The 20,909-nt window shown below is 58.4% G+C and carries 19 protein-coding genes; 8 read left to right on the top strand and 11 right to left on the bottom strand.

Annotated elements, in window-relative coordinates; translation table 11 throughout:
• Positions 1-5: 5 nt before the first annotated feature.
• Positions 6-593 (bottom strand): sigma-E factor negative regulatory protein, encoded by a 588-nt coding sequence (locus tag L6D81_RS15865; RefSeq protein WP_236180853.1) that lies wholly within the window; start codon positions 591-593, stop codon positions 6-8.
• Positions 594-624: 31 nt separating this feature from the next.
• The gene (gene rpoE, locus L6D81_RS15870) at positions 625-1,206 is read right to left on the bottom strand and encodes an RNA polymerase sigma factor RpoE/AlgU (protein WP_003172477.1); all 582 of its coding nucleotides are present in this window, start codon (positions 1,204-1,206) and stop codon (positions 625-627) included.
• Positions 1,207-1,763: 557 nt separating this feature from the next.
• Here rpoE and nadB point away from each other — a divergent pair.
• Entirely contained in the window at positions 1,764-3,380 is a 1,617-nt protein-coding gene (nadB, locus tag L6D81_RS15875) for an L-aspartate oxidase (protein WP_236180855.1), read from the top strand.
• Here nadB and L6D81_RS15880 read toward each other — a convergent pair.
• On the bottom strand, positions 3,349-3,801 hold the full coding sequence (locus L6D81_RS15880; RefSeq protein WP_236180857.1) for a protein YgfX: 453 nt from the start codon (positions 3,799-3,801) through the stop codon (positions 3,349-3,351). The genes nadB and L6D81_RS15880 overlap by 32 nt on opposite strands.
• Complete coding sequence (locus L6D81_RS15885; RefSeq protein WP_007957989.1) at positions 3,785-4,039, bottom strand: FAD assembly factor SdhE; 255 nt, start codon at positions 4,037-4,039, stop codon at positions 3,785-3,787. The genes L6D81_RS15880 and L6D81_RS15885 overlap by 17 nt, the downstream gene beginning before the upstream one ends.
• A gap of 149 nt (positions 4,040-4,188) precedes the next feature.
• On the opposite strand from L6D81_RS15885, the gene ygfZ reads away from it, so the two are divergent.
• Positions 4,189-5,130 (top strand): CAF17-like 4Fe-4S cluster assembly/insertion protein YgfZ, encoded by a 942-nt coding sequence (gene ygfZ / locus L6D81_RS15890; protein ID WP_236180859.1) that lies wholly within the window; start codon positions 4,189-4,191, stop codon positions 5,128-5,130.
• Positions 5,131-5,165: 35 nt separating this feature from the next.
• Positions 5,166-5,987 carry an HDOD domain-containing protein gene (locus tag L6D81_RS15895; protein ID WP_236180861.1) on the top strand — a complete coding sequence of 274 codons (822 nt, stop codon included), beginning with the start codon at positions 5,166-5,168 and terminating at the stop codon, positions 5,985-5,987.
• On the opposite strand, the gene L6D81_RS15900 is transcribed toward L6D81_RS15895, so the two are convergent.
• The 3 genes from L6D81_RS15900 to L6D81_RS15910 all read right to left on the bottom strand — a co-directional run bounded on the left by L6D81_RS15900 (position 5,988) and on the right by L6D81_RS15910 (position 8,488).
• Positions 5,988-7,373, bottom strand: coding sequence for a sensor histidine kinase (locus L6D81_RS15900; protein WP_236180868.1), 1,386 nt, complete (start codon positions 7,371-7,373; stop codon positions 5,988-5,990).
• Positions 7,366-8,037 carry a response regulator gene (locus L6D81_RS15905; RefSeq protein WP_085683189.1) on the bottom strand — a complete coding sequence of 224 codons (672 nt, stop codon included), beginning with the start codon at positions 8,035-8,037 and terminating at the stop codon, positions 7,366-7,368. Before L6D81_RS15905 ends, L6D81_RS15900 begins: the two co-directional genes overlap by 8 nt.
• A 193-nt stretch (positions 8,038-8,230) precedes the next feature.
• Positions 8,231-8,488, bottom strand: a complete 258-nt coding sequence (locus L6D81_RS15910; RefSeq protein WP_236180870.1) for a hypothetical protein — start codon at positions 8,486-8,488, stop codon at positions 8,231-8,233.
• On the opposite strand from L6D81_RS15910, the gene L6D81_RS15915 reads away from it, so the two are divergent.
• From L6D81_RS15915 to L6D81_RS15930, 4 genes are read left to right on the top strand one after another with little or no spacing between them, the layout of a single operon-like run.
• Entirely contained in the window at positions 8,487-9,464 is a 978-nt protein-coding gene (locus L6D81_RS15915) for a Bug family tripartite tricarboxylate transporter substrate binding protein (RefSeq protein WP_236180873.1), read from the top strand. The genes L6D81_RS15910 and L6D81_RS15915 overlap by 2 nt on opposite strands.
• Before the next feature lie 56 nt (positions 9,465-9,520).
• On the top strand, positions 9,521-9,979 hold the full coding sequence (locus L6D81_RS15920; protein WP_236180875.1) for a tripartite tricarboxylate transporter TctB family protein: 459 nt from the start codon (positions 9,521-9,523) through the stop codon (positions 9,977-9,979).
• Position 9,980: 1 nt separating this feature from the next.
• Entirely contained in the window at positions 9,981-11,495 is a 1,515-nt protein-coding gene (locus L6D81_RS15925; RefSeq protein WP_236180877.1) for a tripartite tricarboxylate transporter permease, read from the top strand.
• Positions 11,488-12,525, top strand: coding sequence for an AbrB family transcriptional regulator (locus L6D81_RS15930; protein ID WP_236180879.1), 1,038 nt, complete (start codon positions 11,488-11,490; stop codon positions 12,523-12,525). The genes L6D81_RS15925 and L6D81_RS15930 overlap by 8 nt, the downstream gene beginning before the upstream one ends.
• A gap of 68 nt (positions 12,526-12,593) precedes the next feature.
• Here the strand turns inward: L6D81_RS15930 and ung are convergent, their stop codons facing one another.
• A complete protein-coding gene (gene ung / locus L6D81_RS15935; protein ID WP_064384152.1) occupies positions 12,594-13,289 on the bottom strand; it encodes a uracil-DNA glycosylase in 696 nt (231 codons plus the stop codon).
• A gap of 132 nt (positions 13,290-13,421) precedes the next feature.
• Here ung and L6D81_RS15940 point away from each other — a divergent pair, with 132 nt between their 5' ends.
• Positions 13,422-14,534, top strand: coding sequence for an enoyl-CoA hydratase/isomerase family protein (locus L6D81_RS15940; RefSeq protein ID WP_236180881.1), 1,113 nt, complete (start codon positions 13,422-13,424; stop codon positions 14,532-14,534).
• A 77-nt stretch (positions 14,535-14,611) separates the two neighbouring features.
• Here the strand turns inward: L6D81_RS15940 and L6D81_RS29515 are convergent, their stop codons facing one another.
• Genes L6D81_RS29515 through L6D81_RS15970 form a run of 3 tightly spaced genes read right to left on the bottom strand, consistent with a single transcriptional unit; the run spans position 14,612 to position 20,884 of the window.
• Entirely contained in the window at positions 14,612-19,414 is a 4,803-nt protein-coding gene (locus L6D81_RS29515; protein WP_276574214.1) for a calcium-binding protein, read from the bottom strand.
• Entirely contained in the window at positions 19,407-20,021 is a 615-nt protein-coding gene (locus tag L6D81_RS15965) for a hypothetical protein (RefSeq protein ID WP_236180883.1), read from the bottom strand. The genes L6D81_RS29515 and L6D81_RS15965 overlap by 8 nt, the downstream gene beginning before the upstream one ends.
• A 2-nt stretch (positions 20,022-20,023) precedes the next feature.
• Entirely contained in the window at positions 20,024-20,884 is an 861-nt protein-coding gene (locus L6D81_RS15970; RefSeq protein WP_236180886.1) for a hypothetical protein, read from the bottom strand.
• Positions 20,885-20,909: the final 25 nt, after the last annotated feature.

A 20,909-nucleotide genomic window follows, 5' to 3' on the forward strand; every position in this document is an offset into this window, starting at 1 on the left:
CCCCCTTAACGGTTTTCCAGGCTTGCTGCACGTGCATAAGGCAGCGCGCTCTCGGTGCCTTTCAAGGCAGCCTGTTGAGCGTGTTGACGCAGGTAACCTGGCAGACGCTGATCGTGCCAGCCTGGCTGACCTTGCAATACGCCATTGGCCATTGGGCCAGTAGCTTCCGAACTCTCACTATAGCCTGCCAATACCGCCGGGCCTTTGACCTGAGGTGTGGCCAGGACTGGTTGATTGGATTGCTGAGCAAGCTCGACGCCGGCGATTTCGTCCTGGTTGTACAGACGAACACCCGCCAGTACGGCAACGGTCACCGAAGCGGCTACGGCCAGACGACCGAGGCTGCGCCATGGGCCACGAGACACTTTGGCAGGGGTGGCTTCATCTTCCAGCGCAGCAGAAACCGCCGAAGCGAGATCCAGACGTGGAAGCAACAGATCCTTGTGCATGGCTGCCCGAGCGATCTGGTAACGAGCCCAGGTTTCACGGGTTTCAACATCGTCCAGTGCATTGAGCACTCGACGCAATTCCAGTTCGTCCGCTTCGTTATCCATCACTGCGGACAGCGATTCCTGCAGGGCTTCACGACTCATGGCGTTCCTCTCTTGGCTGTCGCCGCTGTCTTTAGTTTTCCTGCAACAACGGCTGCAGGGCTTTGTCGATGGCCTCCCGGGCGCGGAAAATCCGGGAGCGCACGGTACCAACCGGACATTGCATGACGCTCGCGATGTCCTCGTAACTCAGACCATCGAATTCGCGCAAAGTTAATGCTGTGCGCAAATCCTCTGGCAGTTGCTGAATGGTTCGATGGACGGTGCCTTCGATCTCATCCCGCAGTAATGCCCGTTCAGGAGACTCGAGATCTTTCAGGCCGTGATCGCCGTCATAGAACTCTGCATCCTCGGAACTTACATCACTATCCGGCGGCCGACGGCCGCGTGAAACCAGATAGTTCTTCGCCGTGTTAATGGCGATACGGTACAGCCACGTATAAAACGCACTGTCACCGCGGAAATTTCCAAGCGCTCGATACGCCTTGATAAAGGCTTCTTGTGCGACGTCCTGGGCTTCATGGGTGTCGTGCACAAAACGCACGATCAACCCGAGAATTTTGTGCTGATACTTCAGCACCAGCAGATCGAAAGCTCGCTTGTCGCCACGCTGAACGCGTTCGACCAGCTGCTGATCCTCTTCCTGGGTTAGCATGAACACTCCTCGATAAACTCGAAGGAGGCTTGCATGACCAAACGACCGGACTTGCAAACATAGACTCGGGCTTTTCGCAAAAGTTCTCCCCCTCCAAGCAAGTTTCCTGCGGGCTCTGATTTGGCACGCACGAAAAACGCAGCGCGGGATGAACCGGCTGCGCGAATAATCTTGTCATCGGCTCGCCGGCAAGAACCCAACCGCAGGTTCCGCATTGAAGCCGACACTGTCCCTTGTTTCGGGCAACTGTCTATTGATCTTGGGCCTCTGGCAAAAGTTCCAAATATTTATAGACGTGCCGCGCCGACATTGTGCAACCGTGAGAGGAAAAAGCCTGTTTCATCTGCGATACAGTCGCTTTTTCCCAACACCACCGAAAAAACTTCCGACAAAGCGTTCGTATTTTTCCATCACGGTAGTCTCACAATGCCATATCGGCCCGGCTATTGTGCCGCCCCACCCCTCTATATACTAGTGGGCTGTGTGGCTGTCTGGACTCGCCCATCCGCCTGTCCTGCGCCAACCCCGACCCGGGTCGCTTTGAGCGGAATCCTGAAATGAGCCAACAGTTTCAACACGATGTTCTGGTGATTGGCAGCGGCGCTGCCGGTTTGAGTCTCGCGCTGACCCTGCCCGGTCACTTGCGCATCGCCGTCCTGAGCAAAGGCGATCTCGCCAACGGCTCGACCTATTGGGCGCAAGGTGGCGTCGCGGCCGTGCTGGATGACACCGACACCGTCGAATCCCATGTCGATGACACCTTGAATGCCGGCGGCGGACTGTGCCACGAAGACGCGGTGCGTTTCACCGTAGAGCACAGTAAAGAAGCGATCCAGTGGCTGATCGACCAAGGCGTGCCGTTCACGCGAGACGAACAGTCCGGTACTGAAGACGGCGGCTTCGAATTCCACCTGACCCGCGAAGGCGGCCACAGCCACCGACGAATCATCCACGCCGCCGACGCCACCGGCGCCGCAATCTTCACGACCCTGCTGGCTCAAGCCAAAGAGCGGCCGAACATCGAACTGCTGGAACAGCGAGTGGCGGTCGATCTGATCACCGAGCGTCGACTGGGTCTGGAAGGCGAACGCTGCCTGGGTGCCTATGTGCTCAACCGTACAAGCGGGGAAGTCGACACCTTCGGAGCACGCTTCGTAATTCTGGCGTCCGGCGGTGCAGCCAAAGTCTATCTCTATACGAGCAACCCCGACGGGGCCTGTGGTGATGGCATCGCCATGGCCTGGCGTTCGGGCTGCCGGGTGGCGAACCTGGAGTTCAACCAGTTCCACCCCACTTGCCTCTATCACCCGCAAGCCAAGAGTTTTTTGGTAACCGAAGCCCTGCGCGGCGAAGGCGCCCATTTGAAGCTGCCGAACGGCGAGCGCTTCATGCAACGCTTCGATCCGCGCGCCGAACTGGCGCCACGGGACATCGTCGCCCGCGCCATCGACCACGAAATGAAGCGTCTGGGCGTCGATTGCGTCTACCTCGACATCAGCCACAAACCCGAAGCGTTCATCAAGACGCACTTCCCGACCGTCTACGAGCGCTGCCTCGGATTCGGCATCGACATCACCAAACAACCGATCCCGGTCGTACCGGCCGCGCACTATACCTGCGGCGGCGTGATGGTCGACCAGCAGGGCCGCACCGACGTACCCGGTCTGTACGCCATCGGCGAAACCAGCTTCACCGGCCTGCACGGGGCCAACCGCATGGCCAGCAACTCGCTGCTCGAATGCTTCGTCTACGCCCGCTCGGCAGCGGCGGATATTCTCGAACAACTGCCCGACGTCGCGATCCCGCGCGCGCTGCCCGCCTGGGACGCCAGCCAGGTGACTGACTCCGATGAAGACGTGATCATCGCCCACAACTGGGACGAATTGCGGCGTTTCATGTGGGACTATGTGGGCATCGTGCGCACCAACAAGCGCCTGCAACGGGCACAGCATCGGGTGCGTCTGCTGCTGGACGAAATCGACGAGTTCTACAGCAACTATAAAGTCAGCCGTGACCTGATCGAGTTGCGCAACCTGGCGCAGGTAGCGGAACTGATGATCCGCTCGGCCATGGAGCGCAAGGAGAGCCGAGGTCTGCATTACACCCTCGACTACCCGGACCTGCTGCCCGAAGCGCTCGACACTATTCTGGTGCCGCCCACCTACGTCGGCTGAACTTCAGGCGAACCCGCAGGCGTCGGTGCAGATCCGCCGCCTGCGCATCCCGCGGCACACAGATCGACCTGACCCGCCGCTCACCGCGCAATCGAAAGCGCAGCACCACGATCAGTGGCAGCGCCAGGCTGTCCGGACGCAATTGCACCGCTTGCCAGCCATCGGCCCGGTTCCACAATTGCCAGCCATCGGCGTCCCGGCGCAATCGGCAAAATGCCTTGGAATGACTCAACAGGATCTGCCGCGGCAACACCCACGCCGCATGGCCGAGACACGCAAATGCCCCGAGCAGAGAAGCCCAGAACGGAATCGACAATATAAGCAGAGTACCCAGCGCGAATGCCTGGGCCAGCAGATACGCCGCCAGCAACTGCCGTGAGGCATGCCAGCGGCATTCGAACGTGTTACTTGGGCTGGACACGATCCAGAATCATGCGAACCATGCGTTGCAGCTCGGGATCTTCCGATTCGCTGCGCTCCATGAACCAGCCGAACATGTCCTGATCCTCGCACTCGAGCAGGCGGACATAGAGCGCGCGATCCACCTCGTTCAGATTGGCGTAGACCTCTTTCACGAACGGCACCAGCAACACGTCGAGTTCCAGCATGCCGCGACGGCTGTGCCAAAAGAGGCGATTCAGTTCAACTTGTTCGACCATGGAGCCCTCCTCAAATAGGCCGCAAGTATACAGGCCCGAAGCGGCCCGAACAGTCGGCTTTGGTCGGGCACCATCGATCCTTTATGAACTACCCATTTCAACACCACCCCCTTATGATGTGCCCCAGTCTATTTACCCTGCGATGACCCATGGCCGATTCTGCTTTTTTCTGCACCCTGTCTCATGAAGGCGTTCTCGCGGTCCGCGGCGCGGATGCCGGCAAATTCCTGCAAGGCCAGCTGACCTGCAACATCAATTACCTGAGCGAAACCCAGGCCAGCCTCGGCGCCCGCTGCACGCAGAAAGGCCGAATGCAGTCGAGTTTCCGCATCGTGCTTGAAGGCGACGGTGTGCTGCTGGCGATGGCCGTCGAGCTGCTGGAGCCACAACTGGCGGACCTGAAAAAGTACGCGGTGTTCTCCAAATCGAAACTGACCGACGAAAGCGCCTCATGGGTGCGTTTCGGCCTCGATCATGGCGATACGGCGCTGAGCAACCTGGGTCTGGAACTACCGGCAGAAGCCGACAGCGTGGCCCGCCACGAAGGGCTGATCGCGATTCGCGTCTCCCCTGACCGTGCCGAACTCTGGGTGCCCGCCGATCAGGCCGAGCCCGTCAAAGGCAAACTGTCCGCGCAGTTGAGCGAAGGCGAACTCAATCAATGGCTGCTGGGCCAGATCCGCGCCGGTATCGGTCAGGTCATGCCGTCCACCCGTGAGCTGTTCATCCCGCAGATGCTCAATCTCCAGGCCGTCGGCGGCGTGAGCTTCAAGAAAGGCTGTTACACCGGCCAGGAAATCGTCGCGCGCATGCAGTACCTGGGCAAACTCAAGCGCCGCCTGTACCGCGTGCAACTGGACGCCAGTGAATTGCCGGAGCCCGGCACCCCGCTGTTCGCCCCGAGCCACGGCAGTTCCATCGGCGAAGTGGTGCTGGCCGCCCACAGCGAAAAGAATATTGAACTGCTGGCGGTGTTGCAGGCCGAAGCTGCCGAAGCGGGCGACTTGCATCTGGGCTCGGCCGAAGGTCCGGCGCTGCACTTGCTCGACCTGCCATACGAACTGGATCGCGACCGCGAAATCCAGCGCTGATCGCAGCATTTGTTGCAACACCCTAGAGAAACGACATGAGTGAGCTGGCGGATAAGGTCCAACAGGATTTGGTTGAGGCCATCGATAACGATGACCTGGTTCTGCCAACGTTACCGGAAGTGGCCCTGCAGATTCGCAAGGCCGCCGAAGATCCGGACATCAGCGTCAGCGACCTGAGCAAAGTGATCGGCCGCGACACGGCGCTGTCGGCGCGCCTGATCAAAGTGGTCAACAGCCCGCTGTTGCGCGCGACTCAGGAAGTCACCGACCTGCACACCGCCATCACCCGGCTGGGCGTCAACTACAGCAGCAACCTGGCGATCGGTCTGGTGATGGAGCAGATCTTCCACGCCCGCTCCGATGTGGTCGAACAGAAGATGCGCGAAGTCTGGCGCAAGAGCCTGGAAATCGCCGGCGTCAGCTACGCCCTGTGCCGCCGCCACACTCAGCTCAAGCCCGATCAGGCCGCGCTCGGCGGACTGGTTCATCAGATCGGCGTACTGCCGATCCTGACCTATGCCGAAGACCACTACGAATTGCTGTCCGATCCAGTCAGCCTCAACCATGTGATCGACCACATTCACCCGTTGCTTGGCGACAAATTGCTGCGGGTCTGGGAATTTCCCGAGCGTCTGGTGGAGTTGCCGGGGTTGTATCAGGACCTCAAGCGCGAATCGCAGCAGATCGATTACGTCGACATCGTGCAAGTGGCCAGCCTGTATTGCCACAAGGACACCGACCATCCGCTGGCGCGCATCGATCCGTTCAGCGTGCCGGCGTTCCGCAAACTCGGCATCGACCCGGACAACAAGGCGTTGTGCGCCGATCTGGAAGAATCGCGGTCGATGTTCTATTGATCAACCGGCGATAAAACTCACCCGCACCTTCAAACCTGCCTGCTCACCATCATGCAGACTGATCTGCGCCAGATGCGCGCGGCAGATTTCCCCGACAATGGCCAACCCCAGCCCCGAACCGGCGACCTGCTGGTTACGCCGGTAAAAGCGTTCGAACACCCGATCCCGCTCTTCCAGTGGAATGCCCGGCCCATCGTCTTCAACCTCCAGCACCGCCGGCGCCGTGACCCGCAGAATCACGTTGCCGCCCGGTGGCGTGTGGGCCAGCGCGTTGTCCACCAGATTGCTCAGCAATTCGTTGAGCAATGTCGGCTCGCCGCGCAGCCAAACCGGCTCGTCCGCCTCCAGCGCCAAGGCGACCCCGCGAGCGTGGGCCAACGGCGCCATGGCCATGCCCAGTTCGCGGGCCAACTGACTCAGATCGAGCAACTGCGCACCGCCCTCGGCGATCGCCCGGGCGCCGTTTTCTACGCGAGCCAGCGACAGCAACTGGTTGGCCAAATGGGTCAGGCGATCCGTGCTATGTGCCGAGGACTCCAGCGTGTCACGCCAGGTCTGCGGCTCGTTTGAACGCAGGCCCAACTCAAGACGCGCCTTGAGCGCCGCCAGTGGCGTGCGCAGTTCGTGGGCCGCATCGGCGATGAATTGCGCCTGGCGCTCGAACTGGCCGCGCAAACGCTCGGTAAAGTGATTGAGCGCCCGTACCAGTGGCCACAACTCGTGTTGCACTTCGACCAACGGCAACGGACGCAGGTCATCGGGCTGACGCTCTTCCACTGCCGTGCGCAGACGTTCGATCGGCCGCAGCGCGGCACTCACCGCAAACCACACCAGCAACAACGCGCCAATCGCCAACATGCCCAGCCGCAGCAAGGTATCGGCGGCCAGACTGCGGGCCATGCTGACGCGCGCCTCATCGGTTTCAGCAACGCGGATTTCCGCCATACCGTTCATGTTCGGCTCGCTGACCGCTTTGAGCAGACTCACCACACGCACGTTCTGCCCCTGATACTTCGCGTCGTAAAAGCGCGCCAGGGCGGGATAACTGTCGGTTCTCGGCGTGCCGGGCGGCGGGCCCGGCAGGTTTTCATAGCCGGAAATCAACTTCTGGTTGATGTCATTGACCTGGTAATAGATGCGACCCGCACTGTCGTAAGCAAACGTATCGAGCGCCACATAAGGCACGTCGGCACTGAGACTGCCATCGCGCTGCGACAGACCGGCGGCGATGGTCCGCGCCGAGGCCAGCAGCGTGCGGTCGTAGGCGGTGTCGGCGGCTTCGCGACCGTTCCAGTAGGCGCTCAATCCACTGGCGAGCATCAACACCACCAGCAACAGCGCGAGGTTCCACAGCAAGCGCCAGCGCAGGCTGCTGGGCTTATGCATCGCGGCTTTCCAGCAGATAGCCCAGGCCCCGAAAGGTCACGATGGCCACCGAATGACCGTCGAGCTTCTTGCGCAGGCGATGCACGTAGATTTCGATAGCGTCGGGGCTTGCCTCTTCGTCGAGACCGAACACCTGCGCAGCCAGTTGTTCCTTGCTCATCACCCGCCCCGGACGGGCAATCAGCGCTTCGAGCACTGCCTGTTCGCGAGAGGTCAACGTCAGCAATTCTTCGCCGAGGGTAAAGCGTCGAGTGTCGAGGTCATAGGCCAGCACACCGCAACGCTGCTGACGTTCGCCACCGAGCACGCTACGGCGCAGCAGCGCCTTGACCCGCGCCTCCAGCTCGGTGAGCTCGAACGGCTTGGCCAGGTAATCATCGGCGCCGAGATTGAGCCCATGGACCCGATCCTTGACGTCACTGCGGGCGGTCAGCATCAGCACCGGCAGGTTCTTGCCCCGGGCCCGCAGGCGCGCCAGCACTTCAAAGCCGTCCATGCGCGGCAGGCCGACATCGAGGATCGCCACCGCGTATTCCTCGCTGCCCAGGGCCAGGTCGGCAGCCACGCCATCGTGCAACACATCCACGGTCAGACCGGTGCTCTTGAGCGCCTGGGCGACGCTTTCGGCCAGCGGCAAATGGTCTTCGACGAGCAGGACACGCATGGATCTCTACCTCATTCAGGGATGGCCGACGCCATTCTTTGCGGCGGAGTTTACAGCCGCAACCGCCACTGTGAAGCCCGAAAACACGCGAAAGAATACTGAAAGGTTAGCGAAAGCTTGGGGCGTTAGAGTCGCTTCACCGAAGGTCCCGACTGCCGACCTTCGCCGTTTGGTCTGTCCATACACCGTAGCTTCAAAACGTAGCTCTCGAAAAACGCCACGATGCGTTTTCGCCAATAAGAACAATAACGAGGTACTGCACCATGCTGTCCACACAGCTCCAGGTTGACCCGTTCCATTCTTTTTCTCGTATTTCCCCGTTTTCGCTTGTCAGCGCCATCGTCGGCTGCGCGGCGCTCAACCCGTCCGGGTCTGAGCCTGTTAGCCTGCGCGCGCGAAACTGCCGCACCTGAACATCCCCAAAAACAACAACTCCCGTGGAGACACTCATGAACCGATCCCTGCGCCGTTTCGCCCTCGCCGCCGGTTGCGTGCTGTTCGCCGGCCAACTGATGGCCGAACCGAAACGCCCCGAATGCATCGCCCCGGCCTCCCCCGGTGGCGGCTTCGACCTGACCTGCAAACTGGCGCAAAGCGCGCTGGTCAATGAAAAGCTGCTGACCAAGCCGATGCGCGTGACTTACATGCCCGGCGGCGTCGGCGCGGTGGCGTACAACGCCGTCGTGGCCCAGCGTCCGGCCGACGCCGGCACACTGGTGGCGTGGTCCAGCGGTTCGCTGTTGAACCTGGCCCAGGGCAAGTTCGGCCGGTTCGATGAAACCAACGTGCGCTGGCTGGCAGCGGTTGGCACCAGCTATGGCGCCATCGCGGTGAAAAGCGATTCGCCCTACAAAACCCTCGATGATCTCGTGCAGGCGCTGAAGAAAGATCCGAGCTCCGTGGTCATCGGCTCCGGCGGTACCGTCGGCAGCCAGGACTGGATGCAGACCGCACTGATCGCAAAAGCCGCCGGGATCAACCCGCGCGACCTGCGTTACGTCGCCCTCGAAGGGGGCGGCGAGATCGCCACCGCCCTGCTCGGCGGCCACATCCAGGTCGGCAGTACCGACATCTCCGACTCCATGCCGCATATCCAGAGCGGTGACATGCGCCTGCTGGCGGTGTTTGCCGAAAAACGCCTGGACGAGCCGGAAATGAAGGACATCCCGACCGCTCGCGAGCAAGGCTACGACATCATCTGGCCCGTGGTGCGCGGTTTCTACCTCGGGCCGAAAGTCAGCGACGAAGACTACGCCTGGTGGAAAGACTCCTTCGACAAACTGCTGGCCTCGGAAGACTTCGCCAAGCTGCGCGATCAGCGTGAGCTGTTCCCGTTTGCCATGACCGGTCCCGAGCTGGACACCTACGTCAAGAAACAAGTGGCGGACTACAAGGTGCTGGCCAAAGAGTTCGGCCTGATTCAGTGATCGTCTCTGTCTAGCGTCCATGGCCCTCTCACCGGGGCCATGGCAGGAGTTCCCTCATGCTTATTCAACGCATTTTTGCCTCGGTGCTGTTGCTGGCCTGTGCCGGCCTGGCACTGATGGCGTGGCCATATCAGGCGGCGTTTTCCTACGAACCGGTGGGGCCACGGGCATTTCCGTTGCTGATGCTCGGCCTGATGGGCCTGGCGCTGCTGTACATGGTTTTTCGTCCAGCGCCCATCAAGCACAGCGAAGACGAGCCGCCACTGGACCGCGAAACCCTGACCAAAATCGGCATCTGCGTGGCCCTGTTGCTCGTGTTCGCCGGCACTTTCGAACCCCTTGGCTTCATCGTCGCCAGCATCATCACCGGCGTACCGATGGCCCGACTGTATGGCGGCCGCTGGTTGCCGAGCGTGGTGATCATCAGCCTGATGGCCGTTGGTCTTTACCTGCTGTTCGACCGTTTGATGGACGTTCCGCTGCCCCTCGGCCTGCTCGACGTTCTGGAGAACTGATATGGATACTCTTGGCTATTTGGGACAGGGCTTCGGCGTTGCACTGAGCCCTTACAACCTGGTGACCGCACTGTGCGGCACGCTGATCGGCACGGTCGTCGGCCTGCTGCCGGGGCTCGGTCCGATCAACGGCGTAGCGCTGCTGATCCCGATCGCGTTTGCTCTCGGCCTGCCGCCGGAGTCGGCATTGATCCTGTTGGCAGCGGTGTATCTGGGCTGCGAATACGGTGGCCGGATCAGCTCGATTCTGCTGAACATCCCTGGCGAAGCCTCCACCGTGATGACCACCCTCGACGGTTACCCGATGGCCCGCAAAGGCCTGGCCGGTGTGGCGCTGTCGTTGTCGGCCTGGAGCTCGTTCATCGGCGCGTTCATCGCCACCTGCGGCATGGTGCTGTTCGCTCCGCTGCTGGCGAAATGGGCGATTGCCTTCGGCCCCGCGGAATATTTCGTACTGATGGTGTTCGCGATTGTCTGTCTCGGCGGCATGGCCGGTGACCGTCCGCTGAAAACCTTTATCGCGGCATTGATCGGCCTGTTTCTGTCGACCGTTGGCATCGACGCCAACAGCGGCGTGTACCGCTTCACCGGTGACAACATTCACCTGACCGACGGCATACAGTTTGTGGTGCTGGTGCTGGGCCTGTTCTCGATCAGCGAAATCCTCCTGCTGCTCGAGAAAACCCACCACGGCCAGGAGGTGGTTAAAGCCACCGGCCGGATGATGTTCAACTTCAAGGAAGCGGCTTCGGTGTTCGTGGTGAACGTCCGTTGTGGCGTGCTCGGTTTCATCATGGGCGTGTTGCCGGGTGCCGGCGCGACACTCGCCAGTGCCGTGGCGTACATGACCGAGAAGCGCATTGCCGGTGCCAGCGGTAAATTCGGTCAGGGCGATGCCCGTGGACTGGCGGCACCGGAAACCGCTATCGGCGGAGCGGCGTGCGGCGCACTGGTGCCGATGCTGACCCTCGGCGTTCCGGGTTCGGGTACCACAGCGGTGATGATCGGAGCCCTGTCGCTGTACAACATCACGCCGGGGCCGTTGCTGTTCCAGCAACAACCCGACATCGTCTGGGGCCTGATCGCTTCGCTGTTCATCGCCAACGTCATGCTGGTGATCCTCAACATCCCGATGATCCGCCTCTTCACCCGCATCCTCGCCGTGCCTAACTGGGCGCTGGTGCCGATCATTGCGATCATTACCGGGATCGGCGTTTATGCCGTGCACGCGACGACCTTCGATCTGTTCCTGATGATTGGCATCGGCATCTTCGGTTACATCCTGCGCAAGCTGGACTTCCCGCTGTCGCCACTGCTGCTGGGCTTCATCCTCGGCGGTCTGATGGAACAGAACCTGCGCCGGGCGCTGTCGATCTCCAACGGAGCCCTGGAAATCCTCTGGTCGAGCCCGATCACGTTCGGTTGCTGGATTCTGACGGCGATCATGCTGCTGATGCCGATCATCCGCATCTGGCGCAAACGCTCGGCCGCGCAACGCGCCATTGCCGATGCCTGATCGGTTCTCCCTCAAAACCTGGTGGGGAACCCCGCTGGTCGGTCTGCTTGGCGGTTACATCGCCAGCCAGATCGGCTGGCCACTGCCGTGGATGGTCGGCTCGTTGCTGGCGATCATCCTGGTGCGCTGCCTGACCCCGTGGCAATTGACCGAAATCCCTGGCGGCCGCAAGTGCGGCCAGTGGATCGTCGGCATCGGTATCGGCCTGCACTTCACCCCACTGGTGATAGAGCAGGTGCTGAGTCATTTCGGCCTGATCTTCTTCGGCGCACTGGTCACCAGCCTGTCGGCGGTAGTCGGCGTGTGGCTGATGCGCCGTACCGGCGAAGATCGCGCCACCGCTTTCTTCTCCAGCATGCCGGGCGGCTCCGGCGAGATGGTCAACCTCGGCGCCCGCAACGGCGCGCTGCTAAGCCATGTCGCGGCCGGGCAGAGTCTGCGGGTGTTGGTGGTGGTGTTGTGTGTACCGGCGGCGTTCAAGTATCTGCTGGGTGACGGCACCCCGATTTCACACGCCGGCAGCGTCGACTGGCGCTGGCTGGCGATTCTTTTTCCGGCGGGCGGCCTGCTCGCCTGGCTCTGGCAACGCCTGCGTCAACCCAACCCTTGGCTGTTCGGCCCGCTGCTGGTCAGCGCAGCGGTGAGCATCGGCTGGGATCTGCACATCAGTTTGCCCAATGGCGGCAGTCAGATCGGCCAGTGGTTGATCGGCAGTGGGCTGGGTTGTCACTTCAACCGACAGTTCTTCCGCCGCGCCCCGTCGTTCATGGGGCGCACGTTGATCGGCACGGCGCTGACCATGTTGATCGCGACACTGGCGGCGTTGGGATTGAGTGCGCTGACCCATCTGGACCTGCGCTCGCTGACCCTGGGCATGATGCCCGGCGGGATTGCCGAGATGAGCCTGACGGCAGAAACCCTGCAACTGTCGGTACCGCTGGTGACGGCGATGCAGGTGATGCGGTTGCTGTTCGTGTTGTTTCTGGCGGAACCGTTGTTCAAATACTGGAACCGTAATCCCGAAGCCTGAGCCGGTTATTGATCGTTCCCACGCAGACGGTTCGACGTGGGAACGAGATTAACCGCCAGCCCTGAACGTCAGACCACCGACGGAAGGCGCCACTCGATCGGCGCTTCGCCATTCTGCTCCAGGAATTTGTTGGTGCGGCTGAAGTGCCCGCAACCGAGGAAGCCGCGATAGGCCGACAGCGGCGACGGGTGCACCGAGGTCAGCACCAGATGCTTGGTGGCATCGATCAGCTTCTGCTTGCTCTGCGCATGGGCGCCCCAGAGCATGAACACCAGATGCGGTTGTTTCTGGCTGACCACCTCAATGATCCGATCCGTGAAGAACTGCCAGCCCTTGTCCTTGTGCGCATTGGCGTTGGCGCGTTCGACGGTCATGGTGGTGTTGAGCATCAGCACGCCCTGGTCGGCCCAGCTCTGCAGATAGCCGTGGTTGGGGATGTCGATGTTCAGGTCGCGCTTCAACTCTTTATAGATGTTGACCAGCGAGGGCGGCGCCGGTACGCCCGGCTGCACCGAGAAGCACAAGCCGTGGGCCTGGCCCGGGCCGTGGTACGGATCCTGGCCGAGGATGACCACTTTCACCTTGTCCAGCGGCGTCGAGTTCAGCGCGTTGAAGATCATCGGGCCTGGCGGATAGATTTCCTTGCCGGCCGCCCGCTCCTGCTGCAGAAAAGTGCGCAACTCTGCCATGTAGGGCTGGTCGAATTCGGCACGCAGTGCCTCCTTCCAGCTCGGTTCGAGTTTGATACGGTCGTCAGCAGTCATGGTCACACCCGGCAAAAACAATGGGGCGAACCCTAGGAAAGCCGACCACGCTTGTCAATTGATCTGACGCAGATCCGGCACTTTCCCACACAGCGATCATACTGATCGTTCAAATTCCCAATCGAGGTCACGATGAATCTGCACTTCGAAGAACTCACCGGCACCGACGGCGCGCGCATCGGCGTGGCCACGCTGGACGCCGAAAAGTCGCTCAATGCGCTGTCCCTGCCGATGATCCACGCCCTGAGCGACAAACTGAACACCTGGGCCAAGGATCCGCAAATCGTCTGCGTGCTGCTGCGCGGCAACGGCGCCAAGGCCTTCTGTGCCGGCGGCGAAGTGCGCAGCCTGGTGGAAGCCTGCCGAGCGCATCCCGGCGAGGTGCCGCCGCTGGCCGCGCAGTTTTTCAACGCGGAATATCGCCTGGATTACAGCCTGCACACCTACCCGAAACCCTTGATCTGCTGGGGCCATGGTTATGTACTCGGCGGCGGCATGGGCCTCTTGCAAGGCGCGAGCATCCGGATCGTCACGCCGAGCAGTCGTCTGGCGATGCCGGAAATCAGCATTGGCCTGTACCCGGATGTCGGCGCCAGTTGGTTTCTGTCGCGGCTGCCGGGCAAGCTCGGTTTGTTCCTTGGCTTGACCGGCGCACACATGAACGGTCGCGATGCGATCGATCTGGACTTGGCCGACCGTTTCCTGCTCGACGAACAGCAGCAGGAACTGATCGACGGTTTGTTGCAGCTGAACTGGCAGGAACAGACCGCCATGCAGCTCAACAGCCTGCTCAAGGCGCTGCAGCAGGAAGCCGTGGCGCAAATGCCTGAGGCGCAATGGCTGCCGCGTCGGCAGCAGATCGATGAATGGCTGGATGTCAGCGACGTGATCTGCGCCTGGAAAGCCATCAGCCTGCATCGCGACAGCAGCGACCTGTTGATGGCCCGTGCCGCGAAAACCATGAGTGAAGGTTCGCCGCTTACTGCGCATCTGGTCTGGGAACAGATCATCCGCGCCCGCCATTTGTCGCTGGCCGAAGTCTTTCAGATGGAATACACCCTGAGCCTCAATTGCTGCCGGCATCCGGAATTCAGCGAAGGGGTCCGGGCGCGGCTGATCGACAAGGATCACAAACCGCACTGGCACTGGCCGGACATCGCCCGGGTGCCGGACGCGGTGGTCGAGGCGCATTTTCACAAGGTCTGGGAGGGGCGGCATCCGTTGGCGGATCTGTCGCAATACTAAAACCGATAATTGCCCGCGATGGCAGTCTCTTGAGCTCTGTCGCGGGAAGTTTGAGCCAGTTGCAAAACTATCTGCGATCAAACATTCAACTCGTAAAACGCGATTATTTCCTTCATTGCCCGCAACGCCTCTTCATCATTTCTCGGCAAGATATCCTCTACGTCCCGCAACGGAGGTAGAGGGTGCAAAAGCTCAGCGAGTTGATTCGCCGTGTAATTTTCAACAGCTCCCTCTTCTCCTTGAACGCTGATGAAGCTGATAGCGGCATCGCCTCCTGAAAAGTGTTCGGAGACACGAATCTTTGGAGACATGCCATAACTGACTACGATGACGAGATCATCCTGTTCACGGTGGAACTTTAGATGGTCAATGGACAGTCCGACTTCTGAAAAGTCTATACCGTCAGTTCCGCCACCGGCATTGACTACCAGATCTCGTCCGAGACCATCATATTTATACACATCATTACCCCCGCCACCGGACAAAGTGTCATTGCCCTGCCCACCGTAAAGCACATCATCGCCAGAGCCACCGCAAAGCAGATCATCGCCTTGCATCCCTCTTATTTCACCAGCGCCTCTGAGGGTGTCATTACCACGACCGCCCACGAGGGGGAGAAAACGGTTGTCTCGAAAGGACTTAACCTGAGTAGCGTCCTGAACGTTGATGCCGTGATGATAGGTATCGGGGGCGATGCCTAATCGGCTAACGAGATCTTTAAAACTGATGCTCGACCCGTCAGAAAACCTCACCCGTTCAATACCGGAACCACCGATGTCATCCGGATTGGGCAAAACGATTCGTACTTTTTGAGTTCCGCCCCATTCGATATCGAGTGTGGTGTACAACATCTGGGCCCGAGGCGGTTGACGATGAGCGCTACGTGGTGGGGCGGGTGAGAGTTCGATATTTACCGTCTCAACCAACACAGCGCCCCAGGTTAGCTTCAACTTATCTGGTTTCGCCTCTTCCGGAAGAACGACTGTATCAATATCAAGCGCCCCAAACTCTTCACTCCACCCGGAAGCGCCAACCTCAGGACTCGAAAAAACAGGGTTAAGCACGTCCGCAATAATGGTGGTTGCACCATCCTGCGCTTGAACTATGTAAGTGTCGGGGCCGTTTTCACCGTAAAGCCAATCTTCTCCCGGTCCACTGATCAAATAATCGGCCCCCGCGGAGCCAAGCAGTGTGTCGCTGCCTGCGCCAGCCGATAAAAATGCGCCTGGGATCCTGTCGTTCACCCCGCCGTACTCAAGCACTGAACCAGCATAGGTAACCACCAAGTCATCTCCTGCACCGCCATGAAAGAGATTTCCCACTTCGAGATTTACCCTGCCGCCAGCGTCATTACCATGAACAACTTTATGCTTGATCGTTTGGGTAGTAGAGCTCCAGCGAAACGCTTTACGAACAGTTTCATGATTTTCAAAACTGCCAGCGGGGTACACGTACCACCCCTTAATGGCGCCCGAGTGGTCTATATCTTCGACTACAGCATCACCCACGTTGAACGAGAACCCCGAATAACTGGAGCCAGACGGGTAATATTTTGGCTTTTGTTTCGGTAATTGCGCAGTTTCAGCTTTTACAAACTTGAACGTGGTTTTCGTTTCAGAAATTGACTGCCTTTCACTCACCACGGCGTCTGCGGCAATCGCCCCCATCCACTCAGGTGTATTGGAAAAGACTCCGGCTTCAACGTCCTCATGGATCAGTTCGGCGCTGATGGCATAGCCACTTTCGTCGGTAGCAATATGACTTCTAACCCAAACACCCTGATCGTTCAGTGCAAATCCTGATGCCTGCCTGTCCGCTGAGCGCTTTGCTTTCAGTTCCAAAAGAAAAAGGCTATCCCAGTCGATGTGACGACTGGTTTCACTGCCTTGCCTCTCAGTAGAAGCGGCTAAGTCATCGGGCAGTGTCTGGACGACTGCTTCGCTCTCAATGTCCTGCATTTTTCCGGCATCGGGCACCGTAGCAATTGTCGCGGACGGATCTCCTACATCTACCGGTTGCACCGTTAATTTGATTACATCCTGGAAATTCAGGATCACGCCGTCGCTGAACCTGAACGTCGAACCTGCCCACTTTTCATGGTGAAGAATCAGAAGCGCGTCACCAATACCATTCGACAGCCGCAACGCCGTGCCCGCATCAAGATTAACGATCTTGGCTTGTAAGTTCTCCGCAGAAAATCCATCGCCAAAACTTACGACGTTGTTGCCACCTGTATCGGTAACAACATCCAGTCCATCACCCACTCCGAAGTAGAAAACATCGTTACCCTGCATCCCTTCCAGATAATCGTTGCCGGCACCACCCTCAAACACGTTATCGCCAGGGCCGCCGCGCAGATAATCGACTCCCTCCCCGCCAACCAGCGTGTCGTTTCCGCCACCGCCCAGCAAAGTGTCGTTGCCTGAACCGCCGTCAAGATAATCGGCGCCATGTTCTGCTTCGGATGTTTGCCCGTAGTCCCCCATCAAAAAGTCATCATCGGCACCGCCCAAGAGCGTATCGGCGCCCAAACCACCCCAGAGCGTATCGTTTCCTGAATTACCTTGAATGTGATCATCGTTGGTTCCGCCCGCTTTCAAGTTGGGCTCATCGCCATCCAGAGCATCTGCACCTGATCCGCCTACCAGTGTGTCGGAGCCACCCAATCCACGGAGTGTGTCGTCACCCGCACCGCCATCGAGATAATCATCACCGTGATAACGAATCGGGTGTTCATGGTAATCACCGACCAATTCGTCGTTACCGCTGCCACCGAAAAGCGAATCACCGGCACCGCCGCCCCAAAGGGTGTCATTTCCCTCACCGCCATCCAGAAAATCACTTCCTAAAAAGTCTACGGCATCACCCGAAACGCCTCGCAGCACCTCGTCATCACCTTTCAGCACATCATTGCCGCTGCCGCCGTACAACACGTCGCTACCACCGTTTCCGGCAAGGGAGTCATCGCCACTGCCACCCGCCAACAAATCGTTGCCATGATGGCGACTGTCGAGACCGCCACCCCAATCCAGGTTGTCTCCCAGCAATGTGTCATTGCCACTCCCGCCAGCCAGCGTGTCATTACCCTCTTCGCCGCACAGCGTGTCGTCGTCACTTCCGCCATCGAGCAGGTCATCTCCCCAGCCACCGATAATAAAATCTCGGCCACCCTGCCCATAGAGGATGTCGTCACTGCCCTCGGTGGGACTATTTAATGAAATTTTGTCAAAGACGCTACGCATGCTGATGACGCCATCACTGAGTGGAACGTCGATGCGCTTGATTGTCCAATTTTGCTCATGTGCTCCGGTTGTTTGATCACCGGACAAATTGTCATCACCTGCTCCTCCAATCAGCGTGTCTCGACCGTTGCCGCCGAGCAGCACGTCTCGCGATGCAGTGCCGACAAGCAGGTCATCACCCTGCCCACCATCCAGCCAGTCGCCACGGCTGGCCTTTCCTTTTGTGGCATCGGCAAAGGCTTTTTCAAGAGACGACTGCTTGTCGCCGAATAAACGATCGTTGCCTTCTTTGCCGAACAATCGATCAGACCCGCCAAGACCAACGATGAGGTCATCTTTCGGTGATCCGTAGAGCAGGTCGGCTTTGTTCCTCTGTTTAACATTAGGCAAAAGCAAGGCGTTGCCCAACTCATCATAGGAAGGCTGATCCCCACGAACATCCGGGTCGGAATCTTTGACTTTCCAGTCGCCTTGAAGGACCAGATCGGGAGCGGGGAACGCCTGGTCCTGGTAATCAGGAAGATCAATGCCGAGCATCCCCGGCTTAAAGTTCTTTATGACGATGAGATCACTCAGTCCGTATTTAATGTTCAGCGTGGTTTCAGCCAGATCTTCAATGAGCGTCAAGGTAATGGCTCGATCCTTCGTAAACCAGATATTGCTGAGCGGAGCACTGCGTTCGAGAGGCGGGATAGCAACTCCATTTATCAACAACGCGCCATCAATGTCCGCCTCGATAATCTCGTCTATTCCATCTCCGCTGGAGAACTCATACCGATCGTTACCCGCCCCTCCAATCAGAGAGTCGTTGCCCTTTCCACCCACCAAAACATCATCACCAACCATCCCGTGCAACGCGTCATTCCCATCGCCTCCACTCAAAAGGTCGTTACCGCGAGCCCCCTGGATAAAGTCATTACCGGACAGTCCGCTGATGGAATCGTTGCCACCACCGCCGTAAAGATGATCGGTATTCGTTCCGCCACCAAATGATCGACCGCCGTCATCACCAAACATGACCAGAGGGTTCAAGACACCTGTATTCATCGAGGCCTGTTTGCCAGAAGCCAAATCCGAATAGGAAAAGGTCTGGACAGTGTTTCGACCGAACGATCCATTGGTTCGGGAAATCAGCCGGGCCAGCATTTCAGAGCGATCGGCAAGCCACTGTTCAGTGATGAAGCCTTCCCCCGTTTCGGGGTCGTAAAGCTCCAGGCCGGGTCCGGAAAAACCGTCGGCCCGCTCAATCACGATTTCACTTAGCTGCTTGAGGGAATTGCGTAACGCGGCGCCGATGGGCGTTGCCTGACTGGCCAACGTTGCCCAGTCCTTGGCACTGCCATACTCGCCAATGGTACTGGTAACGATGCTTTGCGATTGAGACGGAGAAAGTGCGGAGAAAAAGGTGTAGGCGTTGGAGGCGAAGGTTTCATCGGTGGTAGGCGTGGCGGCCGAGTTTCCGTCGTAGGTTCGCCTGAGCATGTCAAAGAAACCATTCAGGTTATATCGCAATATCAGGCTGACAATGGGTGAGATGGGCGTACCTTTCACCACATGCTGAATCAGCGGATTGATGCTGCCACTGGCAAGAGCGATATTTATTTGTTCGGGCAGGACTGAAAACAGGCTTTCAACCATATTCGACCCGCCAGGTTTCATAGGGTTTTTCTCCACCCAACAGGCTGAAGCCGATTGTTCCAGACCATCCCGCATTACGACTGGTAGCTGTATCAATGTCACCAACATCTTCACGAAATAATACTTTACCAATAGCGCTCGCATCGATTTCTGCAATTTGGCTTATGGAGGGCACAGTCCATGGAGCCAAATCATGTTCAACGGAGCCTTTTATCAGCGTATTCATGAGATTGACAGCCACCTGATTAGATGACTCTTGCATCTTGAAATCGCTAAACTTTTTATTTAGCCTCAACTCCCCCTGCCGCAGGGTGTAGGCTCGGATCAACGTAGAGTAAGCGCCCACCCCGCCATTTGCATCAATTGCTACATCGAGCCAGAGTTTGGCATCTTTAAAAATTCCCATTACGTTCTCATCGAACGCAGAACCGTCTAAAAATTTCTCACCCAAAATATTCGACAATGTGCGATAAAGTACAGCACAGCTTCGCCCCTCCACTGCCATCGCAATATACTTTTCCTCCTCGACATTGAATTTCATTCCCTCACAAATATTTGCAGCCTGCAAAATTTCCGACTTTTCCAAATCACTGAACATATAGCTCATATTCACTTCCCTGTAATAATTGAATGTGAAAGATAGTCGCTGACAGCCTTAAGCGCTTCTGGAGCACCCCGCAAGCCCTCGGTACCCAAATGTATGCGAGCATCCCCACCTGCAAAGTCGAAATGGTGCAACTCGACCGTACAATACGTACGTAAACTCCCAAACTCCAAATTCTCCAACTGCTCCTTATTCATTTTCAAAAGATATGCTTTACTCAAACCACTGGCCGAAGCTTTAGATTCTGGCGAATTCAAACCATTACAATTTATCCTCCGTGGCGTTCCATCACGCCGGCGCCAGTCCTGCATAACAAAAGTTACAACAGAGAATTCATTTTTAATACTGGGTGGTGGCGCGGTAAGCCAAAGTTCCAGGCCTGGATAATTTTTCAGCTTAACAATCAGTTCATCCGGCCAATTCACATGCCGCCCGCCCATGTTGTGCGGTGCCGTGGTATCCCTTCTTGTGAAAAGCCTGGCGGTAACGTGGAAATGCGTCCAGCTGGTGGGTGGTTCTACCCCAAGAGTTTCATACACAGGAACCAGTTCTTTTCCCGTCCACCAGAATGACCCATCAAGAAGATCGGCAATACAGGAACCGTCGCTCCTTAAAGTCGATCCAAAATAGAACCCGGGAATCCTTGTACGATCCAGCAGGCTGCCGCCAAGTATCGGGATCTGCTCCATACCCGCCAGCTTCCTGCTGCATTCCCCTTGTTTCTTCTGATAAATCTCCCGCGCTTCTGCGGCCTCCTCCCATCGGATACAGAAATCAACGACCCAGTAACAGATCGCTAGTAACACGCCATATTTAATTCCCCTTCTGCACTGGCGGAAAACTTCCTTGCGAGACATCTTAAGCATTTCAAATCTCCATTTTAAAATGACC

Source organism: Pseudomonas sputi (assembly GCF_021603585.1).
Taxonomy (GTDB): domain Bacteria; phylum Pseudomonadota; class Gammaproteobacteria; order Pseudomonadales; family Pseudomonadaceae; genus Aquipseudomonas; species Aquipseudomonas sputi.

Coding starts and splice junctions, on each gene's coding strand:
- L6D81_RS15865 (WP_236180853.1), bottom strand. CDS start 593: ATGAGTCGTGAAGCCCTGCAGGAATCGCTGTCCGCAGTGATGGATAAC.
- rpoE (WP_003172477.1), bottom strand. CDS start 1,206: ATGCTAACCCAGGAAGAGGATCAGCAGCTGGTCGAACGCGTTCAGCGT.
- nadB (WP_236180855.1), top strand. CDS start 1,764: ATGAGCCAACAGTTTCAACACGATGTTCTGGTGATTGGCAGCGGCGCT.
- L6D81_RS15885 (WP_007957989.1), bottom strand. CDS start 4,039: ATGGTCGAACAAGTTGAACTGAATCGCCTCTTTTGGCACAGCCGTCGC.
- ygfZ (WP_236180859.1), top strand. CDS start 4,189: ATGGCCGATTCTGCTTTTTTCTGCACCCTGTCTCATGAAGGCGTTCTC.
- L6D81_RS15895 (WP_236180861.1), top strand. CDS start 5,166: ATGAGTGAGCTGGCGGATAAGGTCCAACAGGATTTGGTTGAGGCCATC.
- L6D81_RS15900 (WP_236180868.1), bottom strand. CDS start 7,373: ATGCATAAGCCCAGCAGCCTGCGCTGGCGCTTGCTGTGGAACCTCGCG.
- L6D81_RS15905 (WP_085683189.1), bottom strand. CDS start 8,037: ATGCGTGTCCTGCTCGTCGAAGACCATTTGCCGCTGGCCGAAAGCGTC.
- L6D81_RS15915 (WP_236180873.1), top strand. CDS start 8,487: ATGAACCGATCCCTGCGCCGTTTCGCCCTCGCCGCCGGTTGCGTGCTG.
- L6D81_RS15910 (WP_236180870.1), bottom strand. CDS start 8,488: ATGAGTGTCTCCACGGGAGTTGTTGTTTTTGGGGATGTTCAGGTGCGG.
- L6D81_RS15920 (WP_236180875.1), top strand. CDS start 9,521: ATGCTTATTCAACGCATTTTTGCCTCGGTGCTGTTGCTGGCCTGTGCC.
- L6D81_RS15925 (WP_236180877.1), top strand. CDS start 9,981: ATGGATACTCTTGGCTATTTGGGACAGGGCTTCGGCGTTGCACTGAGC.
- L6D81_RS15930 (WP_236180879.1), top strand. CDS start 11,488: ATGCCTGATCGGTTCTCCCTCAAAACCTGGTGGGGAACCCCGCTGGTC.
- ung (WP_064384152.1), bottom strand. CDS start 13,289: ATGACTGCTGACGACCGTATCAAACTCGAACCGAGCTGGAAGGAGGCA.
- L6D81_RS15940 (WP_236180881.1), top strand. CDS start 13,422: ATGAATCTGCACTTCGAAGAACTCACCGGCACCGACGGCGCGCGCATC.
- L6D81_RS29515 (WP_276574214.1), bottom strand. CDS start 19,414: ATGGTTGAAAGCCTGTTTTCAGTCCTGCCCGAACAAATAAATATCGCT.
- L6D81_RS15965 (WP_236180883.1), bottom strand. CDS start 20,021: ATGAGCTATATGTTCAGTGATTTGGAAAAGTCGGAAATTTTGCAGGCT.
- L6D81_RS15970 (WP_236180886.1), bottom strand. CDS start 20,884: ATGCTTAAGATGTCTCGCAAGGAAGTTTTCCGCCAGTGCAGAAGGGGA.